The organism is Cupriavidus sp. HY129 (assembly GCF_059492215.1).
Window position 1 is genome coordinate 1,405,818 of record NZ_CP083255.1, and the last position, 13,851, is coordinate 1,419,668.

Annotated in this window: 14 protein-coding genes and 2 pseudogenes; 8 read left to right on the forward strand and 8 right to left on the reverse strand. The window is 58.9% G+C overall.

The annotated features are described in order from the left end of the window. Positions 1-105: 105 nt before the first annotated feature. The 3 genes from K6G35_RS22595 to K6G35_RS22605 all read right to left on the reverse strand — a co-directional run bounded on the left by K6G35_RS22595 (position 106) and on the right by K6G35_RS22605 (position 2,788). Positions 106-363, reverse strand: coding sequence for a type II toxin-antitoxin system Phd/YefM family antitoxin (locus K6G35_RS22595; RefSeq protein WP_011229379.1), 258 nt, complete (start codon positions 361-363; stop codon positions 106-108). 404 nt (positions 364-767) lie between these two features. Next, on the reverse strand, positions 768-965 hold the full coding sequence (locus K6G35_RS22600; RefSeq protein ID WP_011229380.1) for a type II toxin-antitoxin system VapB family antitoxin: 198 nt from the start codon (positions 963-965) through the stop codon (positions 768-770). A 1,502-nt stretch (positions 966-2,467) separates the two neighbouring features. Next, positions 2,468-2,788, reverse strand: coding sequence for a hypothetical protein (locus K6G35_RS22605; RefSeq protein WP_495676367.1), 321 nt, complete (start codon positions 2,786-2,788; stop codon positions 2,468-2,470). A 98-nt stretch (positions 2,789-2,886) separates the two neighbouring features. Between K6G35_RS22605 and tnpA the strand changes: the two genes are divergently transcribed. The 4 genes from tnpA to K6G35_RS22625 all read left to right on the forward strand — a co-directional run bounded on the left by tnpA (position 2,887) and on the right by K6G35_RS22625 (position 5,771). Next, on the forward strand, positions 2,887-3,264 hold the full coding sequence (tnpA, locus tag K6G35_RS22610) for an IS66-like element accessory protein TnpA (RefSeq protein ID WP_038319240.1): 378 nt from the start codon (positions 2,887-2,889) through the stop codon (positions 3,262-3,264). Next, complete coding sequence (tnpB, locus tag K6G35_RS22615) at positions 3,261-3,596, forward strand: IS66 family insertion sequence element accessory protein TnpB (protein ID WP_170292681.1); 336 nt, start codon at positions 3,261-3,263, stop codon at positions 3,594-3,596. Before tnpA ends, tnpB begins: the two co-directional genes overlap by 4 nt. 82 nt (positions 3,597-3,678) lie before the next feature. Next, positions 3,679-5,235 (forward strand): IS66 family transposase, encoded by a 1,557-nt coding sequence (gene tnpC, locus K6G35_RS22620; protein WP_133428611.1) that lies wholly within the window; start codon positions 3,679-3,681, stop codon positions 5,233-5,235. A gap of 227 nt (positions 5,236-5,462) precedes the next feature. Then, positions 5,463-5,771: a helix-turn-helix domain-containing protein gene (locus K6G35_RS22625; protein WP_104669951.1), complete on the forward strand. Its 309-nt coding sequence runs from the start codon at positions 5,463-5,465 to the stop codon at positions 5,769-5,771. A 430-nt stretch (positions 5,772-6,201) separates the two neighbouring features. Here the strand turns inward: K6G35_RS22625 and K6G35_RS22630 are convergent, their stop codons facing one another. Together K6G35_RS22630 and K6G35_RS22635 are read right to left on the reverse strand one after the other, a co-directional pair. Beyond that, a complete protein-coding gene (locus K6G35_RS22630) occupies positions 6,202-6,513 on the reverse strand; it encodes a hypothetical protein (protein WP_017513085.1) in 312 nt (103 codons plus the stop codon). A 120-nt stretch (positions 6,514-6,633) separates the two neighbouring features. Beyond that, a complete protein-coding gene (locus tag K6G35_RS22635; RefSeq protein ID WP_227874024.1) occupies positions 6,634-7,038 on the reverse strand; it encodes a hypothetical protein in 405 nt (134 codons plus the stop codon). Positions 7,039-7,349: 311 nt separating this feature from the next. On the opposite strand from K6G35_RS22635, the gene K6G35_RS22640 reads away from it, so the two are divergent. The 3 genes and pseudogenes from K6G35_RS22640 to K6G35_RS22650 all read left to right on the forward strand — a co-directional run bounded on the left by K6G35_RS22640 (position 7,350) and on the right by K6G35_RS22650 (position 8,738). Continuing rightward, the gene (locus tag K6G35_RS22640; protein WP_011229381.1) at positions 7,350-7,676 is read left to right on the forward strand and encodes a hypothetical protein; all 327 of its coding nucleotides are present in this window, start codon (positions 7,350-7,352) and stop codon (positions 7,674-7,676) included. Further along, positions 7,565-8,272, forward strand: a pseudogene (locus K6G35_RS22645) (IS3 family transposase); the annotation flags it as partial. The gene K6G35_RS22640 and the pseudogene K6G35_RS22645, both read left to right, overlap by 112 nt. 148 nt (positions 8,273-8,420) lie before the next feature. Beyond that, a complete protein-coding gene (locus tag K6G35_RS22650; protein WP_495676368.1) occupies positions 8,421-8,738 on the forward strand; it encodes an H-NS histone family protein in 318 nt (105 codons plus the stop codon). A gap of 125 nt (positions 8,739-8,863) precedes the next feature. On the opposite strand, the gene K6G35_RS22655 is transcribed toward K6G35_RS22650, so the two are convergent. The 3 genes and pseudogenes from K6G35_RS22655 to K6G35_RS22665 all read right to left on the reverse strand — a co-directional run bounded on the left by K6G35_RS22655 (position 8,864) and on the right by K6G35_RS22665 (position 12,430). Then, positions 8,864-10,504, reverse strand: a complete 1,641-nt coding sequence (locus tag K6G35_RS22655; protein ID WP_017515034.1) for a P-loop ATPase, Sll1717 family — start codon at positions 10,502-10,504, stop codon at positions 8,864-8,866. A gap of 130 nt (positions 10,505-10,634) precedes the next feature. Continuing rightward, positions 10,635-10,870, reverse strand: a pseudogene (locus tag K6G35_RS22660) (BrxR family transcriptional regulator); the annotation flags it as partial. Between the two features lie 681 nt (positions 10,871-11,551). Beyond that, positions 11,552-12,430 carry an alpha/beta fold hydrolase gene (locus K6G35_RS22665; RefSeq protein WP_495676369.1) on the reverse strand — a complete coding sequence of 293 codons (879 nt, stop codon included), beginning with the start codon at positions 12,428-12,430 and terminating at the stop codon, positions 11,552-11,554. A 341-nt stretch (positions 12,431-12,771) separates the two neighbouring features. Between K6G35_RS22665 and K6G35_RS22670 the strand changes: the two genes are divergently transcribed. Beyond that, positions 12,772-13,791, forward strand: coding sequence for a tripartite tricarboxylate transporter substrate binding protein (locus K6G35_RS22670; protein ID WP_011514836.1), 1,020 nt, complete (start codon positions 12,772-12,774; stop codon positions 13,789-13,791). The last annotated feature ends 60 nt before the right edge of the window (positions 13,792-13,851 follow it).

Genomic DNA, 13,851 nt, shown 5'->3' on the forward strand with positions numbered 1-13,851 from the left:
GCCCGTACCGTTTGCATTTTCAGCCCTCCGAAATAGCTATTCGGCCAAAACGGACTAGCTCCGCCCTCCCAAAATGGCGGACATTGTCTGGTCTAACGGGGAGGCTTACGGGTACTGTCTGGTGCCCTTGCGCCGGGGCTGGCTCGCACGAAACTCCGTAATGGACTCACGCAACCGGGTCGCGTTCTTCTCGGTCCCCAACAGGTGCAGCGTCTCCTGGATGCTCTCGTAGGCCTGAAGCGACATGAGCACCACAGGTGCGCCACGCCGTCTCTTGATGACGAGTGGCTCGCTGTTCTTGCAGACTGAGACTATCGTCTTCTCAAAATCTGCTCGCACTACACTAAGGGCCATTGATTTCATTGGGTCAATCCTGCTCAAGTGGGCGTGCGTCGGTCCGGCTGTGGTCTACCAGTCCAGACGATAACAAGAATTTCCTCCAGTCCCTTGAAACTCTAGTTCGGTCCGTATGTGGCTTCCGATGTGGCGCGCGACGACGATCGGCATGATCTGCGCAACGAGGATCCGATTAAAAAGGGCAATGGAGCTTACTCTGACGCCTCCTTGACGCGGCTCCCTGCGAAGGATGTGCAGGACGAGGAGGCCGGGAGGAGAACGGGGCGCTTCTCGACTAGCAGACTTGCTCCAATTCGGATCGATGCCCCGTCCCTGACGCGCATTACGCGCTCTCGCCTGCACAGGGGTGCTTTGCCCTTCTGCGGGGTGTGTGTTGATGTGATCAATCCACATCGACCTGTCGACAGGAATCATTCGATGTCCTGCCGGCGCCGCGCCGCCCCTTGGATGCCCGGTTGGCTTCCGCCAAGGTTCGCGAGTCGTTTGGCCGCTTCACGCTGGATCAAGGCCTTTAGCGCTTCGCGCACAATTGCCGTTTTCTCCGACAGGCCCGTATAGGCTTGCGCCTTGGCTAACAATTCGTCGTCAAGCGCAATAGTCGTACGCATGGGAACCTCCGCGAGTACAAGCAGGACTTATAGCATCTATTGATGCCTAAAATGGTGCGTCTTGTCATTCGGAACGCGGGCGGCATGTCACACCAATAGGACAGTTCGTGGAACTTGAGACCGGCCAATTGCCACCGAGCGTGCGGCGTTCATTTAGGAGTACACCCGCGGTGCAGGTCCTGGCTGCGGTAACGTTCGCCTTAGCACACAGCCGTATCGCCGCTGGACTGAGTATTGGGATAATCAATGCACTTTGTTTGAGCAGAAGTCTTGGGCATTTTGTGTTGTGTCGCGCCATTAAGGTCGGTACGTCGCGCCATTAAGGTCGGTACGCGGGGCTTTCAATCGCCCCAAAGCCTTGCTGGAGGCGGCCGTACCGACCTTCTCCATTTGTTGTTGCCGATTATTTGCCACGGATAACGACAAAAATGACAGAAATTCGACTTGTCATTGTTCGCACAGATTGGTGCATTCGAGTCCTGACATCATCAAAGCGTGATGCGGACCGTTTGCCGTGCGGACGCGGCATGCGATCAACTGTACTCTTTTCGGAATCACCGCGGCTAATATTACTGAGCTTGCAGCGGATTGCGCCTGAACCTTCACACTTGATTCCAGTTCGCGTCAGAAGGGGTAGAGAGGCCAGCTCGTCGTTCAGGATGGGGAGGGTGCCGTCACGTGGTGGCTGTGGCGCATGGCGTTCGGATAGTGGCTCGGCCGACCCGCTTGTGGCGCCCTAACCGGCGTGCGGAGACGTGGACGCAGTAGTTGTAGGGCAAGAATTAGCCTTCCGCCCAAAGCAAGGGATCACGGGGTATGCGGCTAACCGGGCGTGCTGCACCGGCATGGTCGAGTGCCAACATTAGCGCCATCAGCGCGACTGGGCACTTTCCGAAGTTTGCGCCGGTTGCAGCAGTCAATGATCGCTTAGAGCCCTGTCAGCGATACGCGAAGTTTCCCCTTATAGGCACTACGAACGGGCCTGTGCGACTTGGCGTTGTCCGAAATCTCTGCCAGGGCCAGCCAACCTGGACACTTCGTTTTTGCAGGGCAACAACGTCTGCCCGCAGCTTTTCACTCGGCTTGCTTGTGTTAGCCATATCAGCAGTGGCAGTTTCTTTCGCGTTCAAAATGGGCAAAAGAGTGCATTCTCCAGCCACGCGTACCAATCCCAAGGATATATGCAGTCACCTGCCGATTCGTGATGGAAGATGGGGACCATCTCCCGCTGAATCAACTGCATCAGTTCGCGAATGTATGGTTGTGGAATCGAGGCAAGCGCGACAAACGCGCCAAGGCGATCCTGGCCAATCGGTACGTGGTTTCGAAGCTGATCTAATTGGCTCACCGTTCGCATGTGTTTGGGCCTCACATTTCCTATGCATTGCTGTGTCGTTGCCGAACAATGGCGGCCAAGTCAGGCGCGGCCGCGTGCACTAAATGGCGCGAGCTGGTTGACGTCCAGTCGCACAAGTTGCTAGGCAGCCGGGCAGGACTGCCGCTCAGGTCGTCATTCCATCGCAGAGCGCAGCAGCAGGAAGTTTCCATTGACGGTGCGTTTCCGAGTTCGCTGGCCTCGGCACAAATGCGTACCGCTCGCCCGATTCCGTATGGCATTCAAGTCCCGAGCGATTGCCCAGAACCCATTCGTCGATGCCGACCACTGGCTCCAAATGCCAGGTTCCTGATTTGTGCAGCCCGCTAGGCACCAGTGCTTGAACGGCGCCGATTCGCTCTGGCGCATGAATAAGCATATCGACCACGTCCTCCATTGACGAGGACAGAATCCAATTCGGCAGTTCGCTGGGGTCGAGGTGCTTCACCTCCAACAGAAGGCTAGGGGTAAGCGCCCGGTGAACCCGTCTTGAAGGGAAGCAGGAGAGCAAGGAGCATCGTGTCCATCTAAATTCTTGGTGGACACGTGAACACTATCGAAGAGAGCGCACCAGCGCGACGCCGACGTCGGCACAGCGCCGAGTTCAAGGCTAAAGCCGTTCAGGACTGCCTGCATCGGGGTGTTTCGATTGCGGCGGTAGCGCTGCACCATCGCGTGAACGCGAATCTGCTGCGACGCTGGGTCGCTGAACACCAAGTGTTGGATAGCGCGGGCGAAGCCCGCGCATTGATGACAGTACCCCAAGCCGAGTTCATCCCGTTGCAGATCGGCGATCCCACGCCGACGCCTGCGATACCGGATATACAGATCGAAGTGCGACGCGGTGCTGCGACGATCAGTATTCGTTGGCCAGGATCGGCCGCAGCAGAGTGTGGCGAATGGCTTCAGGGGTGGTTGCGTTGATCCGCATCGAGGCAATCTGGCTAGCTACCGAGCCGCTGGACATGCGAGCGGGAACAGATACGGTCTTGGCTCGGGTGGTGAAGGTATTCGGAGCCGCCCGACCGCATCATGCTTATCTCTTCACGAACAAGCGCGCGACGCGTATCAAGGTGCTGATGTACGACGGCATTGGTATCTGGTTAGCGGCGCGGCGACTCAATAAGGGCCGCTTCGTCTGGACCGACGGTATGACGGCCATCGCGACGCCGCTGTGCCGAGAGCAACTGGATGCGCTGGTGCTGGGCCTGCCTTGGCAACGCCTGGGCCGCGATGAGGCGATCACCGTGCTTTAGTCGTGGCTTGGCACAAGGGCCGAGCGTCCATTGGGGGCTGTGCCAATAGTTGGAGTGACGGGGAACTGGCAAGATTCGGAACATGAATCCCGCCGAGAACCTGGACGATCTGAGCCCACAGCAACTGCGCGAGCTGGCTGCGACGCTGCGGGCACAGATCCAGGAGCAGGACGCCGTCATTGCGCGTCACGCGCAAGAGCTGCGCTACCGGCAAACCAAGATCGATCAGCTCACTCACGAGCTAGCCATCCACAAGCGCTGGAAGTTCGGCAAACGCAGCGAGCAACTGACATCTGCCCAGGCAAGCTTGCTGGAGGAAGCCCTCGATGCAGACCTTGAGGCAATCGAAGCCGAGCTCGAAGCACTGACTCCTTCATCCAGGTCGGAGCCCAAGGACAAGCCGAAGCGCCAAGCACTTCCACCCCAATTGCCTCGCACTGAGATTCGTCACGAGCCGGAGTCCGAGACTTGCACATGCGGCTGCGCGCTCAAGCGCATTGGCGAAGACGTCAGCGAGAAGCTGGACTACACCCCTGGCGTGTTCACGGTCGAACTTCATATCCGGGGCAAGTGGGTATGCGGTCAATGTGAGACTCTCACCCAGGCACCCGTTCCTCCGCACGTCATCGACAAGGGCATCCCCACCGCCGGCCTGCTGGCGCATACGCTGGTGTCCAAGTTCGGCGACCATCTCCCTCTGTACCGGCAAGAACGCATCTACGCACGCGCCGGCCTGGCGATCCCGCAATCGACGCTGGGCGCGTGGGTCGGCATCTGCGGCGTGCGTCTGCAACCGCTGGTGGATGCACTGCAGGCGGAGGTATTGACCCAGAGCGTACTGCATGCCGACGAGACACCAGTGCAGATGCTCTCGCCAGGCGACGGCAAGACGCATCGCGCCTACCTGTGGGCCTACGCACCGAGCCAACTCTCGTCGTTACGTGCGGTGATCTATCAGTTTGCCCCCAGCCGCAGCGGCGAACATGCCCGCGCATTCCTGCGGGGCTGGCTGGGCAAGCTGGTATGTGACGACTTCTCGGGCTACAAGGCCAGCTTCGGCGGCGGCATCGTCGAGATTGGGTGCATGGCTCACGCGCGTCGTAAGTACTTTGAGTTGCACGACAAGCACAAGAGCGAATTGGCTGGCCAGGCGCTGCGCTTCATTGCTGGGCTCTACGAGATCGAGCGAGAGGTGCGGGACGCCGAGCCAGAACTACGCCTGGAAGCGCGACAGCAGCGGGCCAGACCAATCCTGGATGCGCTGCATCTCTGGCTTAGTGAACAAAGGCGGAGGGTGCCCGACGGCTCGGCCATCGCGCGTGCCATCGACTACAGCCTCAAACGCTGGGCGGCGCTCGTGCGCTACGTTGAGGATCCAGCCGTGCCCATCGATAACAATCATATCGAAGGGCAAATACGGCCTATCGCTCTTGGAAGATCGAACTGGCTGTTCGCGGGCTCACTGCGCGCTGGCCAGCGCGCAGCCGCAGTCATGAGTCTGATCCAGTCGGCGAAGCTCAATGGGCATGATCCGTACGCCTACCTGAAAGACGTGCTTACGCGACTGCCGACTCAGAAGACCGCCGACATCGCGGAGCTCCTGCCACATCGCTGGACTGCTTCCGTCCTTCCTGCGTAGCCCCGTCAAGACGGGTTCACCGGGCGCTTACGGCTAGGGCGCATTTCGTCAACGCTAACGCATTGCCAGGCTTGGGCGGGTGCAACCAGGGCTTGTAATGAAGGATTGGGATGACGCCAAGCTTCCTGCGTTAAGAACACGACTCTCTCCAAGGTAATGAACACTATAGATTGTAGCTCTATAGTGTTCATAAAGACGAGATTATGGGATTTGCTTCAGCTCTTCCCATGACGCTCAGAGAGAACTTTGGTGGTGCGTTGCGTACAGTGCGGCGGTTCCGGAAAGCTCCGCAAGAGGCGCTGGATGTGGTTTCCAGCCGGACATACGTCAGTAGCCTAGAGCGAGGGTTAAAGAGTCCGACACTGGACAAAATTGATTCTCTTGCCGAGGCTCTCAACGTACATCCACTTACATTGGTGGCACTCACATATTTGCGGTCGCGTACGCGATCTGAGCAACGCGCCATCTTAGAGAAGGTTCGATCGCAACTCGAGGAGTTGTCTAAATTCGAGAAGAAGCAGCGGACTGAGCCCTAGCGTCCGCGTGCAGTAGATGCCTTTTGCTAGCGATTCCGACGCTCGGGAGTAGGCTGGCGCCGTGTGGCGCCTCCGCCCGAAACTTGCACCGTAGGACAGGATCGCCGCGCAGCCATCGCTACGCGGCGATCTCATGTTAACGCTCAGGAAGAAGCGGCAACTCAATCTTCGCAATGCTCCGGTTGCCGAAGGTTGCCGAAGGTCGCCAGCGTGCCAAGAGCCAAGAGCCAAGAGCCAAGAGCCAAAAGGCAAAAGCCAAAAGCCAAAAGCCAAAAGCCAAAAGCCAAAAGCCAAAAGCCAAAAGCCAATGCGCCAGTCAGGAAATCACGGCGTGACGCATGCGCAAGAAGTACTGCCGCTATCGCCTCCAATCGGCGGTTACCGACCCTGAGCAGACACCCAATTCGCCACGCTGGTCACCGCGAAGCGGTCATCCACGCAAGGACCGAGCTATCGTATTGAGCCAATCTGGATAAGCGTCATTTTCAGCGTAGTAGACAATCGCTGCGACCCGTTGAGCCGGTGAGAGTTGGCTCGCGAGTTCGCCTAGTACTTCATCGAGAGCTATTGACACCTCAAGAAAATACTCAAAGCCCTCTTGCAGTACGTTGCTAGGAATGCGGTACTCGTCGGTCAATGAAACCAACCGTGCGTCCGAGTTTGCGGTCCATGGTCGTTTTGCGACGATGGTGAGTGTGTTATCGACCGACTCCAGGTCCGCGATGAGGGAAGCGAGGTTCATGTAAATCCGATTCTCTGTCGTCGTACGTGTGCAACGCGAAGCAGCCTCTAGTGAGCGACCGGTGCTGGCCGATAGGCGGTAGCCGCAGCAAAACACTTCTCCATCACGACGTTGGACAGCCTAAGCCCCGATGAGCATACGCAGCTTACCTAAGTCTGTGGTCTCTGATTCGATGTGAAAAAGGTCGTCGGCCACGCCGCTTGCGTTATCCGCAATGCCAATGACGAAATCGCGCCCGAATTTCGAATGCAGTTGGGCCAAGCGCGCCACAACTCGTTCGATGTCAGCAAACCAATCAGTTGGCTCGAATTCAGGCTCGGGCAGGGTCAAGTTGACTCCTAGGTCCCAGTCCGGCAAGTCATCTGGTCGGCTACCAGCGTGCATGCTCTTCTGGTTCACCACAATTGGGCGCGAAGCGACCCAGCCTGACGAGTCTGCAAGTGCGACGAGCTCCCGCTCGATAGCCACTGCAACGTCGTCGAGGTCAGTCCCATCTACATACGCATACAGGGTGTGTCGTTGCATGGTGCGGTGGATGCCTTTGAGGACCAGACTACGTATTGTGTGCAATGTGGTGGTGGTTGTCGACTGGCCGCTTCTGGCCGGTCCCCGTCGTCCGCCCCAGTCACAGGCCAGGCCCGGCTCCATCGGCGGCTCGCGACGCTGAGCGGTCATTGGGATGGGCCAGAGAGTGATATCCATTAGACCGGGAGAATGCCCTCAGCGCTTTGTTTTCAGCGCCTCTTGTATTTGCTGGATAACGAGGGCTTCGATATCCCCCTGAACCGCCCCGGGATTTGGCTTGAGGAGGCTCCAACTCTTGAGAGAATGGAGCCATGAACAAGACGAACAAGTTCTCACCCGAGGTGCGCGAGCGTGCCGTGCGCATGGTGCAGGAGCATCGAGGCGAATACCCCTCGCTATGGGCAGCCGTTGAATCCATCGCGCCCAAGATTGGCTGCGTATCGCAGACGCTGCTGGACTGGGTCAAGCGTGAGGAGGTCGACAGCGGGCAACGCGAGGGCCTGACCAGCAGCAAGCGCGAACGCCTCAAGCCGAGCGGCCCAATCAACTATGGGTGTCGGACTTCACCTATGTCTCGACCTGGCAGGGTTGGCTGTATGTGGCGTTCGTCATCGACGTATTTGCGCGGCGAATCGTAGGCTGGCGCGTGAACAGCACCATGCGTACGGACTTCGTGCTGGATGCCCTGGAACAGGCTCTGTATGACCGCCAACCGGCCAGCTCCGATGCCTTGGTTCATCATTCCGACAGAGGCTCCCAATACCTGTCCATTCGCTACACCGAGCGCCTGGCCGAGGCTGGCATCGAACCCTCGGTCGGCAGTCGTGGCGACAGCTACGACAACGCGCTGGCCGAGACCATCAATGGGCTGTACAAAGCCGAATTGATTCACCGCCGAGCGCCCTGAAAGTCCAGGGAATCCGTGGAACTGGCCACCCTGCAATGGGTGCGCTGGCTCAACCACATCCGACTGCTTGAGCCCATCGGGTACATCCCTCCGGCTGAAGCTGAGGCAAACTACTGGCGGCAACTCGCCAGCGAGGCGCTGTGGCGGCCTCAACTTAAACCAATCGGCCTCCTCGAAAACCGGGGCGGTTCACAAGGTAATCTGTCCAGGGAGCAAGCGCGAGCCGACGTGTTCGACTATATCGAGCGGTTCTACAACCCGACGCGCCGACATTCGACGCTCGGCTATGTCAGCCCGATAGAGTTCCAAAAGGCGCAAGAAGCTTAGGTCGGTGTCCACCGGACCGGCAGCAGCCCAGTACTCAATCGCTAGCGCGTAGCGCGTTGAAATGGCATGGGCCGGCTTAGGAACTTCTATACTGGACGAGATTCGGTAAAATTTTAGACTTCTCTAACCGCTCCATTGAGGATTTTGCATGGCAACCTACAAGCAACTGCTGGTGCAGAAGGAAGCTCTGGAAGCTCAACTCGCAGAAGTTCGCGCAACAGAAGTGGCAGGGGTCATCGATCACATCCGGACGCTTATGGAGCAGTACGGTCTGTCCGGCGAAGACATTCAAGGCAAGAGCCGTCGGGGTCGACCCGCCGGTAGCGGAGCCGCCAAGGTAGCAAAGGAACCGCTGCCTCCGAAGTATCGTGACCCGAAGACAGGTGCGACCTGGTCGGGCCGCGGTCGCGCACCGGCGTGGCTGGGAAGGAATCCGAACAGGTTCCTGATTGAAGAAGCTGCCTAAGCACCGAATGGATGGGGACCACATTTGAGGCCCCCTGATTGTCCGGCAGTTCGCACGGTGTTCATCCATCATGGACGAACCGAATGGCACTTAGAACCGCGAGTTGCGGTCGAGGTGTCACTTAATTAGGCTACCTTCGTTTTGAGTTCCTTGCTGGCAGCCTTCTGCCGGTCGTCGCGCCGGCGACTATCTATCCGAACAGGCTGAACGATATCCAAGGCGCGCCAAAGCATTGGATGCACATTGATTGCCGAGCTCTTCTTGTACTGGCCGTCGGAGATTCCGCGGTCATCGAGATGCGACCAGCTCACCCGTTCCGTGGCCTCTGGTTTGATGCCGATTATCGATGTCGTGTAGAGGACCTTCAAAATCTGAATAATGCAAGAGTTGGCAGAGCGCGTGCTCTGCATGTAGTCGTTTGCTGCAATCCTTAAAGGGTCAGTCTCCTCGATTTCAGTCCAATGCTCCTGGACGCAATCAGCCAAGTCTTGTTCGGTGATTTCGGAGTACTTGAAATGGGATTGTCTCCCCCGGATGAGTTCAGCGCATGCGTTGAGCGAAGAATAGTGGCCACTCCACTCGTCACGGAGAGATCGCAATCGCCCCATAGAGTACTTGCGCTCTGCGTCTTGAACGACGGAAGGTGGGACCGCCTCCTTTCCCTCGCAAAGCTCAATGCAGCAGTTGACGAACGAGATGGCGTCGCGTGGTCTGAATAAAGTTCTGCTGAGAAGGTAGTCGATGGCGGATTCGTTTCGAACTGCGCCCCGGAAAACGTCGTCGAATGTGACCTTCCTCTGCGTGAACTGTTCTCTGATGAGCTTCTCGATACGAAGGTCCAGGAGCTGCCTAAGCTGGGCTTTGCTCCACCTCAGGCGGAGGATAAGGCTTTCGAATTTTTCTTCCTGGAAGCCTGCCTCGCGAGTTGACTCGAAGACCGTCCGCAGCAGGTCTTCCCGAACCGCTATAACGACCTTGACTGACCTGACGCGCTGGAATGCCCTGATTGTCTCAACGAGAGCTCGAATCAGCTTGTATCGGATGCGATCGTCAACCCAAGACTCGTCTAGCCTGTCGATGACGATGTAAAACCTATTTTTGGGGTCGGTGAAGATCTCATCCGCCAAGAGCGTAATGATCTCTCCAAGCTCCCGAACCTGATTCTCGTTGACGACGGACTGGGCCTTATGGATGACTTCTGCCTTTACCTCGTCAGTAAGGTTTTTCGCCGCTGAAGCATTTAGTGAGAAGCCATGAACCTTTGCATCCAGCGTACCGGCAAGCTTGCGCTCGAGTTTGGTGGTGAACTCTTTGACGCGTGTCTCCGTGTCCTGCCAGAATTGGTCGTTCCACTGGCGGAGATACTCCACGGCGCGTTTCTTTGCCTGGTCTTTCTGGAAGAGATCCCGGAAATTATCCAAAAAGCCCCAGGGTTCATGCTCGGTAATCTTGTAACGCCGCCGAAGTAGTTCCACCACGAAAACATGCTTCCACAGTAACTGGTAGAAGAGGTCAAGCTTGACGCCGGCGGACTCGAAGAACTGGATGATGTCGGAGTTCGCCACATAGCTCAGCGATAGTGTCTCCGCGCGAAGCTCGAAGGCATTCGACTGGGTCTCCAGGAGCCGCGCAAGTAGAGCGCTTTTCCCTGCGCCAACACGGCCAACGACAATACGTTTGGGGTTGTCGGAGTCAATCAAAGACTCCAAGTCTCCCGTGTCGAGAAAGCAGTCGCGCAAGAACTGCTCGTCGGACTCGGCGTCCATGGCCCCCACTGAGCTGTTTCTGCGAAAAACATACTTCATGTGACCCCCGTTCTATTTGTTCGATGGGATGCGTATTTTTGCCGGCAGTTATGAAGGCGAGGATGATCGTGCAATTATCCGCGATTACTGCTTACATTGCCTTCACTGTCCGCTGCTTCCCGTCCGCCTTCGGGTTTACGTAACCAGGCGCGAGTGGGGCGCTGTCGGCGCCATACAACGCTAGCGGATCAGCAAGCCAGAGCGCGAATTGTGGACCCGTAGACTGTGGTCCGGTGAGCAGTCGACATTCTAGCGTCTTAGCATGTAGCCAGCATTTGCAGCCCGTATTTTCACCTTGCGTACCCCCTCCGGCGTGTCGTAGTCCAAGCAAGCTGCAAGACCACCGGATGCGGAACTGCCTCTGTAACGGCTTCCGGCGGGGGAACGGGAGCCCTGCAATCGGGCACGTCGATAGTACCCGAGAACTGAATGCCCGTTTTGGGGGGTACGTTCGCAGTGACCGTTCCTGGCCGAACGCGGAAGTTCGTCGGTCGCCAAGGCCCGCCGGAACCGTGGACTTCCGTTCCCGACCCATTTCGGCCACTGGGGCCTACGCATCATCAGCGGAAGCTCCCAGTTGTAGAGCAGTCGTTCGCCTTACTAAGTCGGCCAGCAGGCATATCAGCCGCGTCAAGGGATGGCGCATCTTCAGCAAGACCCGGAAGCATGTCGGTCAATGAGTGCGGTCAAGGTCGGCCCCCGAGTCGTCAGCGCTGTACCGTTGGCTGCATCGGCGCCGGCACGCAGGCGTTGCGAAACCTGTCTTGCCCGGCGTCCCGCCGGGGCCTAGCACCCCGGTCAGATCATGTCGTGGCGGGCGATCGCGAAACGCGATCACCTGGCGCAGAATGCACCTGATGGTGCTTAACGAGGAAGCGCCGTTCTCGTGTCGGTCGGACAGATAGCGGACGCACGGCGTCGCGAGTCGGTTCCCTTACCTGTCGCGCGCGCGGTCAGCGCGGTAGGCGTTCGGGCCAGTCCGAAACAGGTGCTTCAGGTGACCACCGTTCAGCTTTCGGTCAAAGCCTGGTCCAACACCTTATCGAATGCCGCGGCTTCCTCGAACTGCACCCAGTGGCCCGCGTTGGGGATGATGCGCAGCCACCTGAATGCCGGTGCCTTGCTCAGCGCACCGGCGATCAGGTCCGTGCGCCCCCGATAGAGCGCATCCTGTTCGCCCCAGATGCCGAAGAGCGGGCACCGCACGGCAGGCAGGGTACGCTGGATGACGTCCGTCTGGTGCAGACGACGCTTGGGCATGCGGTCGCGCAGCAGGTCAGCGCGGTAGAGATGGAAGGCAAGGCTGTCGTCATCTGTCGTCGCCTCGCGCGCGAGCATCAGCGCGCGCATATTGGCGTGCATGACATCGTCACGCTCGGGCCCGGGAGACAGATGCATCCACGCACGCAGGCCCAGCGGATTCGCCGGCCCGATGCCGAGCGCAGGCGCACCGACCAGCACCAGCCGTCTTACGCGATGAGGCCAACGCGCGGCGATGAAGCTGGCGACCATGGTGCCGAACGAAAAGGCGACCAGATCGTACGCGGCGCCGTCCAGCAGTTGGTCGAGTGCCCGCTCGACAGGTTCAGGCAGCGCGTCAGCATCGGTGCCCAAAGGCGGCCGCGCAGAGTCACCGAAACCGGGCAGGTCGGGCACCCAGACGCGCCGGCCGGCACTGACGAGCGCGCTGATGTTGCGCGCCCAGTGGACCCAACTACCCGAGCCGCCGTGCAGCAGTACCGTAGGCCGCCCCCCAGGCAGGCCCCAGGCACGCACAAGGATGTCACCGTCGCCGCAGGGCACCGCAAAGCGACTCGACGCCGCATCGAGCGCCGCCGCATCGGCCAGGGTAACGACGGCGGTGGGAAGCGTGCAAGCTGTTGACATGGAGATATGGAACGCCAGGGTTCCAAAGTCAAAACACCCTACCCTACCACGGGCGACCACCACGGATTGACGACGCCCTCCACCGATAAGCTCGCTCTCGGTCAGTCCCCGCTGCCTTGATGGAGGCCGGCCCCTTGTCGGCCTCCATCTCGGGGAATGTACCGAGAGTTTCACACGTGCTGTCGGCCGCTTCGAATTCGACTCTTAGATTCGGCAGTTCATCAGCTCTGTCGCTGCGACAAAGGTAACGGTCGGCCGCCCAAAGCCTGATACATGCACAACGATCAAGAATCGCTGAAGATTTTGCGATAGACGCCCATGCGTCGCCGAAGGACCATTGCTTGTTTTCAAAGGAGACGACGTTGACGCAAGTAGATAGGAGCGAGTTTTGCCTGAGCCGGCGAGCAGTTCTGCGCGGAGCTGCGGCCGCGGTTGCAGCGGCTGCCCTCCCTGCGCCTGCGCAAGGTGCTTGGCCGTCAAGGCCTGTGAGAATCGTCGTGCCGTTTGCGGCCGGAGGCGGCTCGGATGCCATCGCGCGCTTTACCGCCTCCAGGCTCAACGCCGCGTTGAAGCAGCCGTTCGTGGTCGACAACAGGCCAGGAGCAGGCGGTAACCTTGGCACGGAGCAGGGATTGCACTCAGCGCCCGATGGCTACACGCTGACCCTCATCGCTTCGAGCTACAGCGTGAACGCTGCGGTCTACAACCTTGGGTTCGATCCTGTGGCAGACATGACGCCCATCGTCCAGATCTCGAATGGCCCGCTGCTCATCGTCGCTAACCCGAAGACCAACATCAAGACGATCGGTGACCTGATTCAGAAGGCCAAGACCAACCCGGACAAGATCAACTATGCGACCTCCGGCGCGGGCGGGGTTGCTCACGCTGCGACGGAACTCTTCATGGATCGCGTAGGCATCAGAATGACGCACATCCCCTACAAGGGCGCCGCGCCTGCAATGTCCGACACTCTTGCAGGCACATGCGACGTCTACTTCAGCAGTGTTGCAATTGCCTTGCCGCACATTCGCGCCGGCAAGCTTGTTGCTGTAGCGGTCACAACGCCAACCCGCCTTAACGCCCTGCCGAACGTTCCGACGGTTGCCGAGTCGGGGATACCCGGTTTCGACGTACCCCACTGGCATGGTCTGATCGGACCGAAGGGCCTCTCGCAAGAGGTGGTCGCAAAGGTGAACTCGGCCGTCAATGCCTTTCTGAAAGCGCCTGATGCCAACGAGCACCTGCAACGCGATGGTGTTTCGGCCGCTGGCGGAACACCTTCCTTGCTGCAGGAACGGATCGCTCGCGAGGTGGCGGGATGGAAGAAGCTGGCAGCAAAAGGGCGGCTCAAGGTCGACTGACGAAGAAAGGGCGCTCGCAGCGCCCCTGTCATGTGCCGACGAGCGATTTCGACGTGCCGA

What these genes read in the sequence shown, in the direction of transcription:
- tnpC (WP_133428611.1), top strand. Translation starts at nt 3,679, where the DNA reads ATGAATCCCGCCGAGAACCTGGACGATCTGAGCCCACAGCAACTGCGC.
- K6G35_RS22600 (WP_011229380.1), bottom strand. Translation starts at nt 965, where the DNA reads ATGCGTACGACTATTGCGCTTGACGACGAATTGTTAGCCAAGGCGCAA.
- K6G35_RS22665 (WP_495676369.1), bottom strand. Translation starts at nt 12,430, where the DNA reads ATGTCAACAGCTTGCACGCTTCCCACCGCCGTCGTTACCCTGGCCGAT.
- K6G35_RS22640 (WP_011229381.1), top strand. Translation starts at nt 7,350, where the DNA reads ATGAACAAGACGAACAAGTTCTCACCCGAGGTGCGCGAGCGTGCCGTG.
- K6G35_RS22635 (WP_227874024.1), bottom strand. Translation starts at nt 7,038, where the DNA reads ATGCAACGACACACCCTGTATGCGTATGTAGATGGGACTGACCTCGAC.
- K6G35_RS22655 (WP_017515034.1), bottom strand. Translation starts at nt 10,504, where the DNA reads ATGGACGCCGAGTCCGACGAGCAGTTCTTGCGCGACTGCTTTCTCGAC.
- K6G35_RS22650 (WP_495676368.1), top strand. Translation starts at nt 8,421, where the DNA reads ATGGCAACCTACAAGCAACTGCTGGTGCAGAAGGAAGCTCTGGAAGCT.
- K6G35_RS22595 (WP_011229379.1), bottom strand. Translation starts at nt 363, where the DNA reads ATGAAATCAATGGCCCTTAGTGTAGTGCGAGCAGATTTTGAGAAGACG.
- K6G35_RS22630 (WP_017513085.1), bottom strand. Translation starts at nt 6,513, where the DNA reads ATGAACCTCGCTTCCCTCATCGCGGACCTGGAGTCGGTCGATAACACA.
- K6G35_RS22625 (WP_104669951.1), top strand. Translation starts at nt 5,463, where the DNA reads ATGACGCTCAGAGAGAACTTTGGTGGTGCGTTGCGTACAGTGCGGCGG.